Below are 18357 nucleotides of genomic sequence, written 5' to 3'. Positions count from 1 at the left end.
ACCCGGCACCGACTTGCTACAACACCGCGGACACGGCGTCGGCGACCATGTCGCTGGTCGTCGAGCGGCCGCGCTGCTTCACGATGTCGAACGCGGCGATGCGATAGGCCTCGGCCATCGTCGGAAAATTGAAGACGTTGTCCACGTAGGCGTCGACGTCGAGCTCGGCTGTGAGGCCCAGCTGCCCGATGTGCACGAGCTCGGTGGCGCCGTCGCCGACGATCTGCACTCCGACCACGCGGCGTCCGCCCGGGTCGGCGATGAGCTTGAGCAGGCCTCGTTGGCAGCCGTTGATCTGGCCGCGCGCGATTTCCTCGAACTTCGCGCGACCCACAATGGCGCCGCCGAAATGCCGGCGCGCGCCGTGTTCGTCGAGGCCCACGGTCGCGATCTCGGGAATGGTGTACACGCCCGAGGGAAGGCGCGAGACCGGATCCGACGGCACCAGCAACCCGAGCGCATGGCAGGCGGCGCGGCGGCCCTGTTCCATCGACACCGACGCCAGCGCCGGCGGTCCGATGACATCGCCGGCGGCGTACACGCCGGCCGCGGTGGTCTGCAGATTCTCATCCACCTGCACGTGGCCGCGGCTGGTCAACGCGACGCCGGCCGCTTCGAGCTTGAGGCCATCGACGTTCGCGAGACGACCCAGCCCCACCAGCACCTTGTCGGCCAGGATGCGGCGGCCGTCCTTGAACTCGGTGCACACCTGCGAGATGCCGTCCCAGCGGGTGCTGACGGCCTCGGCGCGCGGAATGTATTCGCCGCCGTTGCGGCGCAGCTCTTCGAGATAGAAAGACGTGAGCTCGGGGTCGAGAAAGGCCAGCGGTTGATCCAGCTGGTCGGCCTGCGTCACCTTGCAGCCGAGCGCCGCGAACATCGCGGCGTATTCGCTGGCGATGACGCCGCCACCCAGCACGAGCAGCGTGCGCGGTAGATAGGCAAGCGACAGTATCGAGTCGCTGTCGAGCACGTGTTCGTGATCCACCGCGAGGTGCGCGGGCGAGCGCGGCCGCGAGCCGGTGGCGATGATGACGATCGGCGCGCGGATCGAGATCTGCGAGCCGTCGATGCGGCGCATCGAAAGCTCGTGCGGGCCATTGAAGCTCGCGCGACCGCGCAGCAGCGCGATGTGGTTGCGCTCGAGCTGCGCGATCATGTAGGCATCGTGCGCGGCCACGGTCATACCGACGCCGTCGAGCAGTGACTGGATGGGTTCGTCCATGAGATCCACGCGTCGCACGCGCTGGCGCAACGCGTGTTCGCGCAGCGACTTGCTCGGAATCGTTCCGGTATGCACGCACGATCCGCCGACCCGCCGGTCGCGTTCGATCACGGCGACCTTCCTGCCGGCCTTCGCCGCCTGGATCGCGGCCTTCTGCCCGGCGGGTCCCGAACCGATCACGACCACGTCGTAGATGGCGCCCGGACCCTGCGTGAAACTCACGTAAAACTCTCGGCCGTCGCGTAGATAGCCGCGCGCTGCGCCATGATCGTGAACAATTCGTCGGGGTAGATGGACAGCTCGTCCATCCACCTGGAGACCGGACCCAACATGCTGTCGGGCAGCTCGCCGCCGGCGCCCGGCGTACGCATCTCGTCGGAGATCTGCCGCGCGAGCGCGACTTCCATCACCTCGTTCCGTGCCAGCTCCGCCTGCGGCGGATCGCGCCAATGCGAGATCGCGGCGGAGACCGCGGCGGGCAGAGTCCAGGCGATGGCGAGATGTGTGCCCACTCGCGCTTCGTGCCGCGTCGCGAGCCGGGTCACGAGTTCGGCATCCGCGGTGATGCGGTGCTTGAGCACCGCGCTGCCGACCCGGCTCAGGATCACTGCCATGCCGGCGCGGTGCAGGAGACCGCACAGGTATGCGGACTCGACGTTGCGCCGCTTGAGCCGCGCGATCTCCTGGGCGAAGAGCGCGGTGATCACCGACTCGCGCCACAGCTCGTTCATCTCCTGGCGGAAGTAGGTCGAGGAGAAAACCTGGCTCTGGACCGCGACCGCGAAGGCAATGTTGCGGACTTCGCGAATGCCGAGCCACGCGATGGCCTGGGGCAGCGTCACGACCGGCGTGCGGCGGGCGTACAGCGCGGAATTCGCCACCCGCATCACCTGACCCGCGAGCGCCAGGTCGCGCTGGATCAACGCCGCCAGTTCCTGTGAGCTGCCATTTCCCGTGTCGTCTGCCGCCGCGTCGCCACGCGTCAGACGCATGATCTCGGCCGCGATCTGCGGCGGCGATGGCAGGTCGAGCGATTCGTCGGCGATCGCCGCATGAACGATGCGCTCGAGATCGTCGTGGACGGGTTGGGCAGAGCTATTCATGACACGGTTCTTCTGATGACCCGTCCCGTTAACGGCCGGGACATCGGGCACTTGATCCGCCGCGGCAAGCCCTGGCCGCAGTGCGAACCTATGTCACAAAATCAATGGTTTAGGCGCGCTTCAACCGATGTGTTGGGGCGGTGCGCCGGTCATGTAGGTCAGCTCCCAGGTGTGGCCGTCGAGGTCCTCGTATCCGTGCGTGTACATGAACCCGTGATCCTGCGGCGGGCGCGGCACCGTTCCGCCGTTCGCGCGGGCCTTCGCGACGAGTTCATCCACTTGCTCGCGGCTGCTGCAGGCGAGGCAGTTCAGGGTTTCCGTGGACTTCGTCGTGTCGCAGATCGACTTGGACGTGAAGCTCGCGAAGAACTTCTCCACCAGCAGCATCGCGAACAGGTTGTCGCCCAGGATCATGCAGGTCGCGTTTTCGTCGGTGAACTGCGGATTGAAGGTGTAACCGAGCCTGGTGAAGAAATCGATGGAGCGCTTGAGATCCTTGACGGGCAGGTTGATGAAGATCTGGCTGTGCATGAGGTATCCCCGGGAAGTAGTTAGTGGCCGGGCGCGGTCAGGGCGCGGCGGCCGCGGCAGCCTGGGTGACGCCCGGCACCAGCTCGCGCGTGGGCCGCACCTCGATGCTGCCGAACTGCGCCGGCGGAATCTTGGAGGCGATCTGGATCGCTTCGTTGAGATCGCGCGCCTCGACCATGTAGAAGCCGGCGAGCTGCTCCTTGGTTTCGGCGAACGGTCCGTCGGTGACGGACACCTGTCCGTGGCGCACGCGCACCGTGGTCGCCGTGTTCACCGGATGCAGCGGCGAGCCGCCGAGCAACTTGCCGCTGCGCCGCAGCTGGTCCCCGCAGGCGATGCAGGCATCGTCCGACGCGGAGTTCCAATGCTCGGGAGAGAGGTAGACGAGGCACAGGTACTTCATGACGGGGCTCCTTGAGGGATAGCCGAACAGCGAGGGTTGATTTCGACAGTGTCGCGCGGGAGTGTTGCTGGAGCGTTCAAGTGCTTGATTCTGCGCGGTCAGGCCTGTAACGCGGCGCGGCGTCTTTCGAGGAACCGCCGTGCCGGGCCCTGCGCGGTCAGCTCAATGGCGCGCGTGTACGCGGCGCGCGCCTCGTCGTTGCGTCCGAGTCGCCGGCAGAAGTCGGCGCGCGCGGCGTGCGCCAGCTGGTACTCGTCGAGTGCACCGTCAGCCAGCAGTTCGTCGAGATGTTCGAGCCCGAGCTGCGGCCCCCGCAACTGCGCGACGGCGACCGTGCGATTCAACGCGATGATGGGCGAGGGCTGGATTCGCAGCAGCAGGTCGTACAGGCCGATGATCTCGCTCCAGTCCGTCTCTGCAGCGCTCGGCGATTCGGCATGCACGGCGGCGATCGCGGCCTGCAGCGAGTAGGTCCCCACGCGCTGCGCGGAGAACGCCGCGCGTGTCAGTGCCGCGCCTTCTTCGATGAGCTCACGATTCCAGCGCGAGCGATCCTGTTCGTCCAGCAGGATGAGATCGCCGTCGGGGGTGGCGCGCGCTTCGCGGCGGGATTCGTGCAGCAGCATCAGCGCCAGCAATCCCTGCACTTCGGGCTCGGGGATGAGCTCGCGCAGCAGCCGGCCAAGACGGATCGCCTCGCCGGACAGGTCCGGACGCGTGGCGGAATCGCCGGAACTGGCCGAGTAACCCTCGTTGAACACCAGGTACACCACGCGCAGCACGCTGTCGAGACGCGCGGGTAGTTCGTCGCGCGACGGCACCTGGTAGGGAATGTTCGCGTCGCGGATCTTGCCTTTCGCCCGCACGATGCGTTGCGCGATGGTCGGGGCGGGCGTCAGGAACGCGGCGGCGATTTCTTCGGTGGCGAGGCCGCAGACTTCGCGCAGGGTAAGCGCGACCTGTGCATCGGGCGCGATCGCCGGATGGCAGCAGGTGAAGACGAGGCGCAGCCGGTCGTCTTCGAGCAGTCCTTCGCGCTCGTCGAAGGCTGGGGCGTTGTCGGTCAGGGTTTCGGCAACGTCGGGCCGGTCTTCGAGATGATCGAAGCGCTTCTCGCGCCTTTGCCTGTCGATGGATTTGAAACGCCCGGCCGAAATCAGCCAGGAGACGGGATTCTGTGGCAGTCCGTCGGCGGGCCACTTTTCCATGGCGGCGCGGAATGCATCGCTCAGCGCTTCCTCGGCGCGTTCGAAATCGCCGAGCAGCCGGATCAGCGTCGCGAAGATGCGGCGCGATTCGCGACGATACAGCGCATCGATTTCCGCGCGCACGCGCGCGATGTCAGCGGATGGCATGCTGAAAAGGGGACAGATCTATTTAATGGCGATAGCGAAGACTGTCGCCAGTACCGGAAATCGTCAATAAATAGATCTGTCCCCTTTAAAACAGGCCGACGATTTTTCCGCTGGCGTCCACGTCGATCGTGTTGGCGGCCGGCACTTTCGGCAGGCCGGGCATCGTCATGATGTCGCCGCAGATCATCACGACGAATTCTGCGCCGGCCGCGAGCCGCACCTCGCGGATGTTCACCACGTGTCCCGAAGGTGCGCCACGCAGCTTGGGGTCGGTGGAGAACGAATACTGCGTCTTCGCCACGCACACCGGGTAGTGGCCGTAGCCGCCGTCCTGCAGCGCCTTGATCTGGCCGCGGATCTTGCTGTCCGCGACGATGTCGAGCGCGCCGTACACCTGCGTGGCGATGCTCTTCATCTTGTCCCACAGCGGCTGTTCGGATTCGTACACGTAGCGGAAGTTGTTAGGCAGGTCGCACAGGCGCACGACTTCTTTCGCCAGCTCCACCGCGCCCTTGCCACCCTCGGCGAAGTGTTTCGCGACGATGATCTTCACGTCGAGATGCGCGAGCCGCTGCTGCAACAGCTGGATCTCGGCATCCGTGTCTTCGCTGCGGTGATTGATCGCCACGACGCTGTTGAGCCCGTAGCCGTTGCGCACATTGTGGATGTGCCGCTCGAGATTGACGATGCCCTGTTCGAGCGCCACCAGGTTTTCCTTGCCGACGTCCTTCACGTCGACGCCGCCGTGATACTTGAGCGCGCGGATGGTCGCGACGATGACCGCGGCCGAGGGCGTCAGGTTCGCCTTGCGGCACTTGATGTCGACAAACTTCTCGGCGCCCAGGTCCGCGCCGAACCCCGCCTCGGTCACGACGTAGTCGGCGAGCTTGAGCGCCGTGCTGGTGGCCATCACCGAGTTGCAGCCATGCGCGATGTTGGCGAACGGCCCGCCATGGATGAAGGCGGGATTGTTCTCGAGCGTCTGCACGAGATTCGGCGCCAGCGCATCGCGCAGCAGCGCGGTCATCGCGCCATGCGCGTTGATGTCGCGCGCGAGGATCGCCTTCTGCTCGCGTGTGTATCCGATCACGATCTTGCCGAGGCGCTCCTTGAGATCTGCCAGGCTGGTCGCGAGGCAGAAAATCGCCATGACTTCGGACGCGACCACGATGTCGAAGCCATCCTGGCGCGGGAACCCGTTCGCCGGGCCACCCAGCGCGATGGTGATCTCGCGCAGGCTGCGATCGTTCACGTCGAGCACGCGCCGCCAGGTGATGCGGCGCACGTCGAAGCCGACTTCGTTGCCGTGATGGATATGGTTGTCGATCAGCGCCGCCAGCAGGTTGTTGGCCAGCGCGATCGCGGAGAAATCGCCGGTGAAGTGCAGGTTGATGTCTTCCATCGGCACGACCTGCGCGTAACCGCCGCCGGCCGCGCCGCCCTTCATCCCGAACACCGGCCCGAGCGCCGGCTCGCGCAGGCAGATCAGCGCCTTCTTGCCGATCAGGTTGAGCGCGTCGCCGAGCCCGACCGTGGTGGTGGTTTTGCCTTCGCCCGCCGGGGTCGGCGAGATGGCGGTGACCAGGACGAGCTTGCCGCTGGGCCTGCCCTCGAGCTTCGAGATGAAATCCAGCGACAGCTTGGCTTTGTACTTGCCGAAGGCTTCGAGGGAGTCTTCGGGAATGCCGAGCCGTTCGCGGGCCACGTCGGAGATACGCCGCATCTTGGCGGCCTGGGCGATGTCGATGTTGCTGAGCTTTTGGGTCATGGGGACGCATATTAACGGGCGCGGCCGGCGTTGACCGCCGCACAGCGCAATGCGCTTTGGATCCCGGAATGACCGCATTCCCTGTGGGTTGAATGCGGCTTAAATTCGCAGCGTTCGCGTTCGCGTCCGCGGAGGTGCAAAGTGAAACCCGCCCGGGTGATAGCTGTCATGGCCGCGTTGCTGCCCGTGCCCACCTGGGCGAAAACCGCCATCGCCCGTATCGAGATCCGGGCCGCGCCGCCCGCGGGGCTGGCGGGGGTACGGATCACGATCTTCTGCGGCAATACCGGAACGGCTTTCGAGCCGTGCCATGTGCTGCGTTTACGTCTATCTACCTGGCGCCGCCGAGTGCGGCACGTGTTTCGCAACGTCGAAGGGCATTGGTTTCGCGCGACATCCCAATGGGATCTGCTGATGCAGCGAGCGTGCGTGGGACGGTCTGTATCCACTCCCTGACCGATGCCGTACTATTCCTAAAGCGTCTTTCATTAATAACGCCCTCTCTTCTTATATGGGCGAACCGGCGCGCGGGGGAATCGCAATGGCTGGATCCAGGAATCTCGGCGTCATCGTGACCGCGAGTCTCGCGGGGTTGTTGTTCGGTTTCGACACGGTGGTCATCTCGGGCGTCACCGAATCGGTGCGCAGCGTCTTTCACCTCGTGCCCGGCAGTTTCTGGGACGGCTTCGCGGTGGCGAGCGGTTTGTTAGGCACGTTCATCGGCGCGCTGGTGGCGGGCTGGCCCGGCGACGCCTTCGGCTCGCGCGATACGCTCAAGGCCGTAGGCTTCATGTACGTGGTATCGGCGCTCGGTTGCGCGTTCTGCTGGAACCTCGAATCGTTCTACGTGTTCCGCTTCGTCGGCGGGCTCGCCATCGGCGCGTCGTCGGTGCTCGCGCCGGTCTACATCTCGGAGATCGCGCCCGCCGAGCGGCGCGGCGCGTTGACCGGCCTGTTCCAGTTCAACATCGTATTCGGCATCCTGGTTGCGTACGTCAGCAATTTCGCCGTGCAGGAGATGTCGGGCGGCGCCGATCTGTGGCGCCTCAAACTGGGCATCGCGGCGGTGCCGGCGATTCTGTTCGCGGTCTTGATGTACACGATCCCGCAGAGTCCGCGCTGGCTGGCGCTGCGCGGCCGGACGGCAGAAGCGAAGACGAACCTTGCCATCGTCGGCGTCGCCGATCCCGATGCGATGCTGGCGGAGTTCGACCGCGCGGCGCGGCTGGCGCGTGAAAATTCCGCCGAGAAATTGTTCGTCGCCGCCTACCGCAAGCCGATCGTGCTCGCGATCCTGCTGGCGATGTTCAACCAGCTGTCGGGCATCAACGCGATCCTGTACTACCTCAACGACATCTTCGCCGCCGCCGGATTCACCGGCTGGTCGAATGCGCTGCAGGCGGTGGCGATCGGCGCGGCGAATCTCATCGCGACGATGATCGCGCTGCGCTTCATCGATCGCATCGGGCGCAAGAAGCTGCTGTTGATAGGCGCAATCGGCACGGCCTGCGCGCTCGCCGGTGTCGCGGTGATCATGGGCACGGGGCAGGGCAAGGGATTGCTGCTGGCGATGCTCATCGTCTTCATCAGCTTCTTCGCGTTCTCGCAGGGCGCGGTGATCTGGGTCTATCTCGCGGAAATCTTCCCGACCGCTGTGCGCTCGCGCGGCCAGGCACTCGGCAGCGCGACGCACTGGGGCATGAACGCCATCATCGGCCAGCTGTTCCCGATGATCGCGATCTACACGCAGGCGCTGCCATTCGCGTTCTTCGCGGCCTGCATGGTGCTGCAGTTCTTCGTGGTGCTGGCGATCTTTCCGGAAACGCGCGGCGTGGAGCTCGAGTCGATGGACAAGGCGCTGGCGCGGGGTTCCGGCGGCTTGCGGTAGCCGCGGCCAATCGCCATATTCGTATTCGAGGGAGGAACCATGTCATCGATCAGCCGTCGTTCGATCATTGCCGGCGCCGTGGGCGCCGGACTCGCATTACCGGCGCTTGCGCAGGTGCCGGAAGGCTGCGGCGAGCAGCCGAAAACCGCGCCCGCGCTGCAGCCGCCGCTGTTGCTGACGGACTGGGCGTGGCTCCGCCGTTATCGCGACGACAATGCAAAGTTGTTAGCCAGCGGTGCGAAAGTGCATGCGGTGTTCCTCGGCGATTCGATCACCGAGGGCTGGGCGCGCACGGACCCCGAATTTCTCTCGAAGGGCAATGTCGGGCGCGGCATCAGCGCGCAGACGACACCACAGTTGCTGGTGCGCATGTATGCGGACGTCATCGCATTGCAGCCGCGCGTCGTGCACATCATGGCGGGCACGAACGACATCGCTCACAACACCGGGCCCATGACGCCGGGGGATTCGCAGAACAACATCATGGCGATGTGCGAGATCGCCGCTGCGCACAAGATCCGCGTCGTGCTGGGCTCGGTGCCGCCTGCGTCGACGTACTGGTGGCGGCCGGAGGTCGAGCCGAAATCCGCCGCGCTCGCGCTGAACGAATGGATGCGCGGTTACGCAAAACGGATTGGCGCCAAGTACGCCGACTACGCGGCGGCGCTCACCGATGCGCAGGGCAACGTCAGGAAGGAACTCGCCCAGGACGAGGTGCATCCAACCGCCGCCGGCTATGCCGCGATGCGCCCGATCGCGGAGACGGCGATCAGGTAGGAAGTCGCCGTCAACAGGCGCCCCGGCTTGTAATCGGCGCCGCTGGGCGCCATAAGGGCGAGGGCGTCCGCAGACGCGAGGTGTGTGCGATGGCAACCGGTTGGGCGAAGGAAGGCGCAGTCCAGGATCAGATCGACGCGACGGTGAAGGATGCGATCAAGCGCGCCAAGAGTCGCTTGCCTTCAGGGCCTTCGCTCGAGTCGTGCGCGAGTTGCGGCGCGGCCATACCCGCGGCGCGGCGCGAGGCGATCCCGGGCGTGCGGCTGTGCGTGGCGTGTCAGGAAGCCGAAGACCGCGAGGCCGTGCACAACGCCGGCTACAACCGCCGCGGCAGCAAGGACAGTCAGCTGCGTTAGCGGGGCATTCCTTGTTTGCCGGCAAACAGGGACGCGGTTGTCCCCGTTTGCCAGCAAATGCGGAGTATCCCCGTCAGTTGCAGGCCAGCGTCTTGTCGGCGACGGTGCCGAGCTTCACCTGCGAGAACGACAGATCGAGTTTGCCTTCGGATTCGATGACCAGCGCCTCGTTGACCTTGGTCACGTCGACGCCCGCCTTGGCGAAGCACTTGAGCGGCACACCGACGGTATGCCATTTGCCGGGCGCAAGGCTTTCGAGCTCCGCCGCGACGGGCAGCGCGGCGCCGCAGCCAGCGCCGCAAGCCATGCCGATCTTCAGGTCCTTGGGCGCATCCGCGTCGCGACGCAGCCGCACTAACAACATGACGTCGCCATTGGACTCGCGCGACAGGTCGACCGACCCTTCGCTGGTGATGTGGATGGTTGCCTTGCCGTCGCCCGCGAACACGAAGCGGCGGCCACCCTCCTGCACCTGGTCGTCGATCGCGGTGACTTTCACGCGGCCACCGACGCTCTCGACCGGCACGCTGCTGATGCGGGTCGTATCGGAGCCGCTGGAAACGCGCAGCGACCAGGGCTGCACGGGCAGTCCCTTCTCGAAGAACGAGCCGGCCGACATCAACTCGGCAGGAATGCCCGGGTCTTCGGACAGAGGCGCAAGCTCCGCGGGCGCGGCGTAGGTGAGCCCGAAGCCGAACGCGAACAGCGGGTCATAGTTGTCCTGCCCGACGTTGAGCGGCGCGCCCGTGGCGTCACGCGGCCACGAATACGACAGCTTGCCGGTGAAGTCGAAGTTCACCGCGCCATCCTTCTTGCGGAACAACACATCCGTGATGCCGCCACCTTCGCTGCCCGGCAGCCAGGCGGCGACATAGGCTTGCGCGAGATTCAGCTCGCGGTTCTGCCACAGCGGCCGGCCCGACATCAGGACGGCGACCACCGGAATCTTTTCTTCCGCCAGCTTCTTCATGATGTCGAGATGCTGGGTCATCGTACCCGGCAGCGTCAGCACCTTGAGGTCGCCCTGGAATTCCGCGTACGGATTTTCACCGAACACGACGATCGCATAGTCAGGCTTCTTCTTGTACGAGCCATCGGTCGACAGCTCCGCGCTGCCGCCGCCGGCCTTGGTGGCCGCCTTCACGCCGCCCCACACCGACGTGCCGCCAGGGAAGTTCGCATTGGTTAGACCGGTGCCTTGCCAGGTGATCGTCCAGCCGCCGCTTTGCTTGGAGATGTTGTCCGCGCCGTCGCCGGTCACGAGCACATGTTTGTTAGCCGCCAGCGGCAGCAGGCCGCCGTTGTTCTTGAGCAGCACGAGTGACTGGCGCACGGCATCGCGCGCCAGCGCGCGTTGTTCGGGCGCGGCCAGCATCTTGAAATTACCCGCGAGCGCGCGCTTCGAAGGCGGACCCGCCTCGAAAAGGCCGGCGCGGAACTTCACCCGCAGGATGCGCGTCACGGCGTCGTCGAGCCGCTCCATCGGCACGGTGCCGTCCTTGACCTGCTTGACGAGATTTTCGTACAACCCGCGCCAGCTGTCCGGCGCCATGTACATGTCGAGGCCGGCGTTCAACGCCTGCGGGCAGTTGTCGTTGGTGCAGCCTTCGACCTGGCCGTGCGCATTCCAGTCGCCGACGGTGAAGCCGTCGAAGTTCATGCGTTTCTTGAGCACGTCGGTGAGCAGGCCTTTGTTGCCCGTGTGTTTGACGCCGTTCCAGCTCGAGAACGAGATCATGATGGTCTGCACGCCCGCCTCGATGGCTGGCACGTAACCCGCGTTGTGGATGTCGCGCAGCGTGGTCTCGGGAATCTTCGCGTCGCCCTGGTCGCGGCCGTTCTCCGTGCCGCCGTCGGCGAGGAAGTGTTTGGTCGACGAGATCACGTGGTGGCCGTTCAGGAAGTCGGCGCTGCCGGGCTCGCCCTGCAGGCCCTTGACGAAGACACCGGCGAACGAGGCGACCACGCCCGGATCTTCCGAATAACCTTCGTAGGCGCGGCCCCAGCGGTCGTCCTGCGGCACGGTGACCGTGGGCGCGAACGTCCACTCGAAGCCGGTGGTGCGCACCTGCTCGGCCGTGACGCGCGCGATCTCGCCTAACAACTTCGGATTACGCGTGGCGCCGAGTCCCACGTTGTGCGGGAACAGCACCGCTCCGACGATGTTGCTGTGGCCGTGCATTGCATCGGTGCCCCAGATCATCGGGATGCCGACGCCGCCGTCGCTGGTGTCGATGGAGGCGGCGTAGAACTCGTCGGCGAGCGCCAGCCACTTTCCGGGCGGTGCGAACTCGTCGTTGCCCGGCGCGGATCCGCCGCCGTTCAACACCGAGCCCAGGTGATACTTCTTCATATCGGCGGGCGTGATGCTGGCGATGTCGCCTTGCACCGTCTGGCCTACCTTCTCTTCGACCGTCATCTTCTTGAGGAGCGCGGCAACCTTTTCTTCGAGCGCCGCGTCCTTGTCGAACGGCCACTTCGGAGCAGGCCAGATCTCGGGATGTACAGCAGCGGGATCTTCCGCTTGCGCAGCGGGAGCCGGTTTGTCCTTGGCGGCGTCTTTGCATCCAGGCATCAACAGGAAAGGCACGAGCGCCAGCGCCGCGCCGAATATACGGAGACGAGACATGGAAGGGGACATCGAAAACTCCTGTTTTTGAGCGCCGACAGCCTATGCTCTCTGCCGCGGGAATTCGAGGGTCTGCGGGCGATTCGTTGACAGGTTTTCGTTGCACGGCTAGCCTCGCGCACCGCTCGGGCAGGGGTCGTAAAGACAAACAATGGAACCGGATCGAAGAATCAGGCGAATTGCCATTGTCGGTGGTGGCATGTCCGGCTGGGCCGCCGCGGCCATACTCGGACGCAAGCTCGGCGGGCAATGCTCTATCCACGTGATCGAGACACCGGAGCCCATGCCGGCCGGACAGGCCGAGACAACGCTGCCGCAGTTCCTCGAGATGCTGCGTTTTCTCGGCGTCGAGCAGAACGATTTCATCGACAAGACCCAGTCGACCTACAGCCTGGGGACGCGTTTGCATGAATGGGCGGCGCCCGCGACCTCGTTCTGGCATCCGTTCGGCGCGTTCGGCGCGCTGATCGAACGGCGGCCTTTCTATCATTTCTGGCACAAGGCCAGGGCGCTCGGCCTGCAGCCGCGGCTCGAATACTTCAGCCAGGAAATCGCGATGGCCTCCGCCAATCGCTTCATTTTCCCGACCAATTCGCTGGGGGTGGCGCAGCAGATGCGTTACGCGCTGCATGTCGATGCGGCTCTCGCGACGCGATATCTGCGCACCACCGCGGAACGCGCCGGCACCATCCGGCTCGAGCGCAAGGTAGTTAGCGCGACGCGCGCTGCGAACGGCAATCTCGACGAGCTGCAGTTCGAGGACGGCGGCACGCTGCGCGCCGATCTCTACATCGATTGCAGTGGCGCGCGCGGCCAGCTCATCGGCGAGATCATGGAATCCGGCTACCAGAGCTGGCGGCAGTGGCTGCCCTGCGATCGCATGGTCTCGGCGCCGGCGCCGCTCGAAGACGTGCGTCCGCCGTACGCGCGGATCGCGGCACGCGCCGCGGGCTGGCAGTGGCGCGTCTCGCTGCAACAAAACCTGAGCGTCGGGCAGATCTATTCGAGCGCCCACCAGGACGACGAGGCGGCGCTGGCCGACCTGCGCGCGATCGGCGGCGTCGATTTCCTCGCCGAGCCGCGGCGGGTTGAATTCGAAGCGGGCCGCCGCCGGAAATTCTGGGACCGGAACGTCGTCGCGTTGGGCGCCGCGGCGGGTTGCGTCGAGCCGCTCGCGGGCGCCGGCCTGCATCTGCTGGCCAACACATTGTTCAATCTGCTCGATCACTTCCCGGACCGGCAGTTTGACCCCGCCAATATTGCGAGCTACAACGCCGCCATCGGCGCCGAACTCGAGAGTGTCCGTGACTTCACGATCCTCCACTACTGCCTGCCGCGGCGCGACGATTCGCCGTTCTGGCAGCAGTGCGCGGCGCTGGCGCTGCCCGACACGCTCGCGCAGCGCGTCGAGATGTATCGCGCCACCGGGCGCATCGTTCAGCCGCGTCCGGAGATCTTCACCGACCTCGACTGGTTCTGGATATTCGAAGGCCTCGGCGTCACGCCGCGCGACTACGATCCGCTGGTCGATACCATCGACTTCGAACAAGTCAAACGCCTGATGCTCGGGATCAGCCAGAAAGTCTCGGCGGACGTGGCGGCGGCGCCTTCGCACGACAGCTTCTTCGCAGCGGCGAATGCGCGACTCGCCGCCGCGCGCAAAGCCGCCGCGGCCGCGCAGCCCGCGAGCTGATCCCTTGCAAATTTCGACCAAACTACTTGCCGGCGTCGAGTTGGGCGGCACCAAATGTGTATGCATCCTCGGCACCGGGCCCGACGACGTGCGCGCCCTGGAGCGGCTCTCGACCGGTGAACCCGAGGAGACGCTGTGGCAGATAGAAGCGGTGCTCGATCGCTGGCGTGCGCAATATGCGCCGCCGGGCGCCATCGGCATCGCTTCGTTCGGCCCGGTCGATCTGCGGCCGGGTTCCGCTAAATACGGCTTCATCACGTCGACCTCCAAGGCCGGCTGGCGGGATACCGACGTTGCGCAGCGGCTCACGCGGCACGCGGGCGTGCCGATGGGTTTCGATACGGACGTCAATGGCGCGGCGCTCGCGGAAGGGCGCTGGGGCGCGGCCCAGGGTCTCGACGACTTCGCCTACGTCACGGTGGGCACGGGAATCGGCGTCGGCTCCATCGTGCGCGGCCGCTCGGTGTTCGGCATGAACCACACCGAGCTCGGACACATCCGCGTGGTGCGCAAGCCCGGCGATACCTTCGCGGGTGTCTGCCCGTACCACGGCGATTGCATCGAAGGCCTGGCGTCCGGCCCCGCCATCGAAGCACGCGCCGGCATGTCGGCCTCACAACTGCCGGCCGATCATCCGGCCTGGGAGTTCGTGACGCACGGACTCGCCCAGTTGTTGCACACCATGGTGCTGACCACAGCGCCGACGCGCATTTTTCTCGGCGGCGGCGTGATGGCGGGGCAGTCGCATCTGTTCGAGCGCATCCGCGAGGAGCTCAAGCGCAGCCTCAACGGTTATGTCGAGGCGCCCGAGCTCGGACAGGGGCTGGCGCAGTTCATCGTTCCGCCGGGGCTCGGCACGATGGCCGGCCCGCTCGGTGCGCTCGCGCTCGCAGCCGATGCCGAGGCCCGGGTGATCAACACTCCCGTCGCCAGCGCGGCCACGCGATGAGCGAACGCTCCGGCAAGCACCTGCGGCTGTCGGGGACGAACCTCGAACGCGCCGGCGATCACAATCAACGCGTCACGCTGCATGCGATCCGCGTCAACGGGCCGATCACCCGCACGGAGCTCGCCAGGATCACCGGGCTCACCGCACCCGCCATCGCGAACATCACTCGGCGTTTGCTCAACGAGCAGCTCATCCAGGATGCCGGCCGGCGGCGCGGCGGCCGCGGCCAGCCCGCCACCAAACTCGTCATCAATCCCGACAGCTGGTTCTCCATCGGGCTCAATGTCGATCGCGACCACATCACGATGGTGGTGCTGGATTTCGAAGGCCGGGTGCGCGCGCGCGCGTCGTGCGAACAGAATTTCGCGCTGCCGAAGGATGTCCGGCAGTTCTTCGACAAGAGCGTGGGCAAACTACTGGCCAAGGTCGGCATCGAAAGCGACCGGCTGATCGGTGTCGGTGTTGCGTTGCCCGACGACATGCCCAAGGCGGCGCTGCCGCAACAGCCCGAGAACTACGGCGTCTGGGCTTCGACCGACGTGGTCGCGCTGCTGGCAGAGACGCTGCCGGTGCCGGTGTTCGTCGAGAACGACGCGGCGGCGGCGGCCATGGGCGAGATGCAGTTCGGCCTCGGCAAGAAGTACCAGACATTCTTTTATATCCTGATCACCGCGGCGCTCGGCGGCAGCCTGGTGATCGACGGCAATCATTTCCGCGGCGCGAATGGCCGCAGCGGCGAGCTCGGCATGTTGCGCGGCCGCGATGCCTCGGGGCTCGAACGCCAGATCCAGAACATCGTGTCCGTGTCGGCGTTGTACAGCCGACTCGGCGCGCAGGGCATCAAGGTGGCGGCGCCGCATGAGCTCACCGGCCTCGACGAAAAAGGCCAGGTCATCATCAATGCGTGGGTCGAGATCGCCGTCGACACGCTGCTCGAGACCGTGCTAGCGATCAATTGCCTGGTGAATCCCGAAGCGGTGCTGATCGGCGGCCGCCTGCCGGCCGGCATCGTCGACCAGATCGCCACGCGCCTCAATCAACGGCTCGCGGCCCATGCCGCCACGGTGCCGGTCATCGCGCCCGTGGCGCGCGCCGCGTTGTCCGACGACGCACCGGCGGTCGGCGCCGCGATCCTGCCGTTCAGCCACCGGCTGCTGCCGACACGCTCCGCGCTCATGAAAGTCGCGGCGCATTGAAGTACCGTTTCCACAGACACGATTCCACTCCGAGGGGCTCCGATGAACTCTAACTACAAAAGCATGCGGGCGGGTTTTGCGACGGTGACCACATTGTTCTTCATGTGGGGTTTCATCACCGTTTCCATCGATCCATTGATCGCCGCGCTGAAGACCATCTTCAAACTCAGCTACGCCGAGGCGATGCTCACGCAGTTCGCGTTCTTCATGGCCTATTTCATCGTGTCGTTGCCGGCCGCCGCGCTGATCGCGCGGCTCGGCAACAGCAAGTCGATCATCTGCGCGCTGGGCGTGATGGTCGCCGGTTGCCTGGTGATACCGGCCGCGACCTACTTCGAAACTTACGTGCTGGTGCTGGTCGCGCTTTTCATCATCGCGGGCGGCATCACGATCCTGCAGGTGGTGGCCAATCCGCTGGCCGCGGCGCTCGGGGCGCCGGAACGCTCGCATTTCCGGCTCACGTTCTCGCAGACGTTCAATTCGTTCGGCACCTGGCTCGCGCCGCAGCTCGTTTCGGGCGTGATCCTCGCGGGCGGTATCTTCGCGGTGACACACGGCGCTGAAGTCACGGCGGAACTACGTGACGAATCGTTCCGCAGGATCGACACGGTGTTCTTTGCGATCGCAGGCGCTCTGGTGCTGCTCGCGATCTTCATCTTCGTGTTCCGCCGGCTGCTCGACGTCGCAAAGCCGGTGGACGAAGGCCAGGCGCCGTCGATCGCAACCGCGCTCAAATCGCCCTGGGCCGTGTTCGGTGCAGGCGCGATCTTCCTGTACGTCGGCGCCGAAGTATCGATCGGCAGCGCGATGACGAATTTCCTGGCCGAGCCGGACATGCTGAACATTCCGCTCGAACAAGCCGGGAAAATGGTGAGCTTCTACTGGGGCGGCGCGATGGTCGGCCGGCTCATCGGCAGCGGCCTGCTGTTCCTCGTGAAGCAGCGCGCGCCATGGCTGCTCGCATTGTTTGCGCTCGGCGCCGCGACATTGTGCCTCGCGGTGACGCAGCTGCACGGCGCGACCGCGGCGTACCTGGCGTTGTCGATCGGTCTCTTCAATTCGATCATGTTCCCGGTGATCTTCACCTCGACACTCGAACGCTCGACCGCATCGCCGGCGGCCACGTCCGGATTGTTGTGCCTCGCCATCGTCGGCGGCGCCATCCTGCCGTTCGCCTACGGCATGATTGCCGACGCCGCCGGACTGCATACCGCCTACTTCCTCCCGGCCGTGGCATACGCGATCATCGTCGTCTTCGCGATCGCCTCGAGCAGTGCGAAGACATACGTACACGGCACCGCGGCCGCCGCCGCGGGTCACTGAGAGGAAAACCGGCATGGACGACAAGGCGCGCATTCAGGCACAACACAGCCAGCTGTGCAGCTGGCTGCTCGATGCGGCCTATCCACTCTGGTCGACGCGCGGGGTGGATCCGGCGGGCGGGTACTACGAGCGGTTGCAGCAGAACGGCCTGCCGCTCGCCGAACGGCGCCGCTCGCGTGTGCAGCCACGCCAGGCGTACTGCTTCGCGATGGCGCCCTCGATGGGCTGGCGCGGCGATGCGGCCGCGCTGGTGAAGCATGGGCTCGACTTCTGGATCGCGCGTTACCAGCGTCCGGACGGCTTGTTCCGCACGCTGATCAACGCCGATGGTTCGGTCGCCGACGATCGTGCGATCACCTACGACCAGGCATTCGGCCTGCTCGCGTTCAATCTCGGCGCGACGCTTGGCGACTGGCGCGCCGAACGCGAGCAGCAGGCGCAAGCCCTGCTGCAAGCCGTGTTGACACACACCAAACGCGCGACCGGTGGCTTCGAGAACGGCGTCCCGACCAGCCTGCCGCTGGAATCCAACCCGCACATGCACCTGTTCGAGGCCGCGCTCGCCGGTTGCGAGGTGGCGTCCGAAACCAGCCTGTGGCAGCCGCTGGCTGACGAGATCGCGGAGTTTGCGCTGGCGCATTTCTTCGATCGCAACGGCATCCTGCACGAGTTCTTCGACAGCGAGTGGCAGTTCGCAGAAGGTGTGCCGGGCCGCATCGTCGAGCCCGGACATCAATTCGAATGGGCCTGGCTGCTGCTGCGTTGGGCGGGCGACAAACACGCGAAGGCGCGCGCCGCCGCGTTCAAGCTCATCGACGTCACCGAGGCAAACGGCGTGCGCAACGGGCTCGCGTACCAGCAGGTGCTCGACGATTTCTCGCCGCACGACGCGAGCGCGCGCCTCTGGCCGCAGACCGAGCGCCTCAAGGCAGCGGCACTGGCCGCGCGCCTCACGGGTGAGGAGAAGTATTTCGCGATCGCCGCGTCCGCTGCGGATTCACTGCAGCGATACCTGGCCACTCCGATCCCGGGTCTGTGGTACGACCGGATCGACGTGCACGGCAACATCGTCGACGAGCCGGCGCCGACCAGCAGTTTCTATCACCTGGTCGTCGCGGTGGCGGAGATCAGCGCGCTCGCGCGCGCCGGATAACGACGCTG

General features: G+C 65.8%; 16 protein-coding genes. 9 read left to right on the top strand and 7 right to left on the bottom strand.

The window, feature by feature from the left end; genetic code table 11:
- Nucleotides 1-16: 16 nt before the first annotated feature.
- The 6 genes from sthA to WDO72_04500 form a co-directional block, all read right to left on the bottom strand.
- On the bottom strand, nucleotides 17-1447 hold the full coding sequence (sthA, locus tag WDO72_04525; GenBank protein MEJ0084919.1) for a Si-specific NAD(P)(+) transhydrogenase: 1431 nt from the start codon (nucleotides 1445-1447) through the stop codon (nucleotides 17-19).
- Nucleotides 1444-2328 carry an HDOD domain-containing protein gene (locus WDO72_04520; GenBank protein ID MEJ0084918.1) on the bottom strand — a complete coding sequence of 295 codons (885 nt, stop codon included), beginning with the start codon at nucleotides 2326-2328 and terminating at the stop codon, nucleotides 1444-1446. Before WDO72_04520 ends, sthA begins: the two co-directional genes overlap by 4 nt.
- 120 nt (nucleotides 2329-2448) lie before the next feature.
- On the bottom strand, nucleotides 2449-2859 hold the full coding sequence (locus WDO72_04515) for a VOC family protein (protein ID MEJ0084917.1): 411 nt from the start codon (nucleotides 2857-2859) through the stop codon (nucleotides 2449-2451).
- 37 nt (nucleotides 2860-2896) lie between these two features.
- Complete coding sequence (locus tag WDO72_04510; GenBank protein ID MEJ0084916.1) at nucleotides 2897-3262, bottom strand: YciI family protein; 366 nt, start codon at nucleotides 3260-3262, stop codon at nucleotides 2897-2899.
- Between the two features lie 98 nt (nucleotides 3263-3360).
- Complete coding sequence (locus WDO72_04505; protein MEJ0084915.1) at nucleotides 3361-4617, bottom strand: RNA polymerase sigma factor; 1257 nt, start codon at nucleotides 4615-4617, stop codon at nucleotides 3361-3363.
- Nucleotides 4618-4702: 85 nt separating this feature from the next.
- Entirely contained in the window at nucleotides 4703-6385 is a 1683-nt protein-coding gene (locus WDO72_04500) for a formate--tetrahydrofolate ligase (protein ID MEJ0084914.1), read from the bottom strand.
- 141 nt (nucleotides 6386-6526) lie between these two features.
- On the opposite strand from WDO72_04500, the gene WDO72_04495 reads away from it, so the two are divergent.
- From WDO72_04495 to WDO72_04480, 4 genes are all read left to right on the top strand, one after another.
- A complete protein-coding gene (locus WDO72_04495) occupies nucleotides 6527-6841 on the top strand; it encodes a hypothetical protein (GenBank protein ID MEJ0084913.1) in 315 nt (104 codons plus the stop codon).
- Nucleotides 6842-6926: 85 nt separating this feature from the next.
- Nucleotides 6927-8273 carry a sugar porter family MFS transporter gene (locus tag WDO72_04490; protein ID MEJ0084912.1) on the top strand — a complete coding sequence of 449 codons (1347 nt, stop codon included), beginning with the start codon at nucleotides 6927-6929 and terminating at the stop codon, nucleotides 8271-8273.
- Between the two features lie 39 nt (nucleotides 8274-8312).
- On the top strand, nucleotides 8313-9050 hold the full coding sequence (locus tag WDO72_04485; GenBank protein ID MEJ0084911.1) for a GDSL-type esterase/lipase family protein: 738 nt from the start codon (nucleotides 8313-8315) through the stop codon (nucleotides 9048-9050).
- Between the two features lie 89 nt (nucleotides 9051-9139).
- The gene (locus WDO72_04480; protein ID MEJ0084910.1) at nucleotides 9140-9406 is read left to right on the top strand and encodes a DksA/TraR family C4-type zinc finger protein; all 267 of its coding nucleotides are present in this window, start codon (nucleotides 9140-9142) and stop codon (nucleotides 9404-9406) included.
- A 73-nt stretch (nucleotides 9407-9479) separates the two neighbouring features.
- On the opposite strand, the gene WDO72_04475 is transcribed toward WDO72_04480, so the two are convergent.
- Nucleotides 9480-12035, bottom strand: coding sequence for an exo 1,3/1,4-beta-D-glucan glucohydrolase (locus WDO72_04475; GenBank protein MEJ0084909.1), 2556 nt, complete (start codon nucleotides 12033-12035; stop codon nucleotides 9480-9482).
- Nucleotides 12036-12186: 151 nt separating this feature from the next.
- Here WDO72_04475 and WDO72_04470 point away from each other — a divergent pair, with 151 nt between their 5' ends.
- Genes WDO72_04470 through WDO72_04450 form a run of 5 tightly spaced genes read left to right on the top strand, consistent with a single transcriptional unit; the run spans nucleotide 12187 to nucleotide 18349 of the window.
- A complete protein-coding gene (locus tag WDO72_04470) occupies nucleotides 12187-13728 on the top strand; it encodes a tryptophan halogenase family protein (GenBank protein ID MEJ0084908.1) in 1542 nt (513 codons plus the stop codon).
- A gap of 4 nt (nucleotides 13729-13732) precedes the next feature.
- Nucleotides 13733-14677, top strand: coding sequence for an ROK family protein (locus WDO72_04465; GenBank protein ID MEJ0084907.1), 945 nt, complete (start codon nucleotides 13733-13735; stop codon nucleotides 14675-14677).
- Nucleotides 14674-15873 (top strand): ROK family transcriptional regulator, encoded by a 1200-nt coding sequence (locus tag WDO72_04460; protein ID MEJ0084906.1) that lies wholly within the window; start codon nucleotides 14674-14676, stop codon nucleotides 15871-15873. Before WDO72_04465 ends, WDO72_04460 begins: the two co-directional genes overlap by 4 nt.
- 42 nt (nucleotides 15874-15915) lie before the next feature.
- Nucleotides 15916-17196 (top strand): sugar MFS transporter, encoded by a 1281-nt coding sequence (locus WDO72_04455; GenBank protein ID MEJ0084905.1) that lies wholly within the window; start codon nucleotides 15916-15918, stop codon nucleotides 17194-17196.
- Nucleotides 17197-17209: 13 nt separating this feature from the next.
- Nucleotides 17210-18349, top strand: coding sequence for an AGE family epimerase/isomerase (locus WDO72_04450; GenBank protein ID MEJ0084904.1), 1140 nt, complete (start codon nucleotides 17210-17212; stop codon nucleotides 18347-18349).
- Nucleotides 18350-18357 lie beyond the last annotated feature (8 nt).

The organism is Pseudomonadota bacterium, assembly GCA_037200975.1.
Classification (GTDB): domain Bacteria; phylum Pseudomonadota; class Gammaproteobacteria; order Steroidobacterales; family Steroidobacteraceae; genus CADEED01.
Note: the sequence above shows the minus strand (reverse complement) of the source record. Positions and strands in the feature narration are given on the sequence as shown.

What these genes read in the sequence shown, in the direction of transcription:
- WDO72_04520 (MEJ0084918.1), bottom strand. Translation starts at nt 2,328, where the DNA reads ATGAATAGCTCTGCCCAACCCGTCCACGACGATCTCGAGCGCATCGTT.
- WDO72_04515 (MEJ0084917.1), bottom strand. Translation starts at nt 2,859, where the DNA reads ATGCACAGCCAGATCTTCATCAACCTGCCCGTCAAGGATCTCAAGCGC.
- WDO72_04510 (MEJ0084916.1), bottom strand. Translation starts at nt 3,262, where the DNA reads ATGAAGTACCTGTGCCTCGTCTACCTCTCTCCCGAGCATTGGAACTCC.
- WDO72_04505 (MEJ0084915.1), bottom strand. Translation starts at nt 4,617, where the DNA reads ATGCCATCCGCTGACATCGCGCGCGTGCGCGCGGAAATCGATGCGCTG.
- WDO72_04500 (MEJ0084914.1), bottom strand. Translation starts at nt 6,385, where the DNA reads ATGACCCAAAAGCTCAGCAACATCGACATCGCCCAGGCCGCCAAGATG.
- WDO72_04490 (MEJ0084912.1), top strand. Translation starts at nt 6,927, where the DNA reads ATGGCTGGATCCAGGAATCTCGGCGTCATCGTGACCGCGAGTCTCGCG.
- WDO72_04485 (MEJ0084911.1), top strand. Translation starts at nt 8,313, where the DNA reads ATGTCATCGATCAGCCGTCGTTCGATCATTGCCGGCGCCGTGGGCGCC.
- WDO72_04480 (MEJ0084910.1), top strand. Translation starts at nt 9,140, where the DNA reads ATGGCAACCGGTTGGGCGAAGGAAGGCGCAGTCCAGGATCAGATCGAC.
- WDO72_04475 (MEJ0084909.1), bottom strand. Translation starts at nt 12,035, where the DNA reads ATGTCTCGTCTCCGTATATTCGGCGCGGCGCTGGCGCTCGTGCCTTTC.
- WDO72_04470 (MEJ0084908.1), top strand. Translation starts at nt 12,187, where the DNA reads ATGGAACCGGATCGAAGAATCAGGCGAATTGCCATTGTCGGTGGTGGC.
- WDO72_04460 (MEJ0084906.1), top strand. Translation starts at nt 14,674, where the DNA reads ATGAGCGAACGCTCCGGCAAGCACCTGCGGCTGTCGGGGACGAACCTC.
- WDO72_04455 (MEJ0084905.1), top strand. Translation starts at nt 15,916, where the DNA reads ATGAACTCTAACTACAAAAGCATGCGGGCGGGTTTTGCGACGGTGACC.
- WDO72_04450 (MEJ0084904.1), top strand. Translation starts at nt 17,210, where the DNA reads ATGGACGACAAGGCGCGCATTCAGGCACAACACAGCCAGCTGTGCAGC.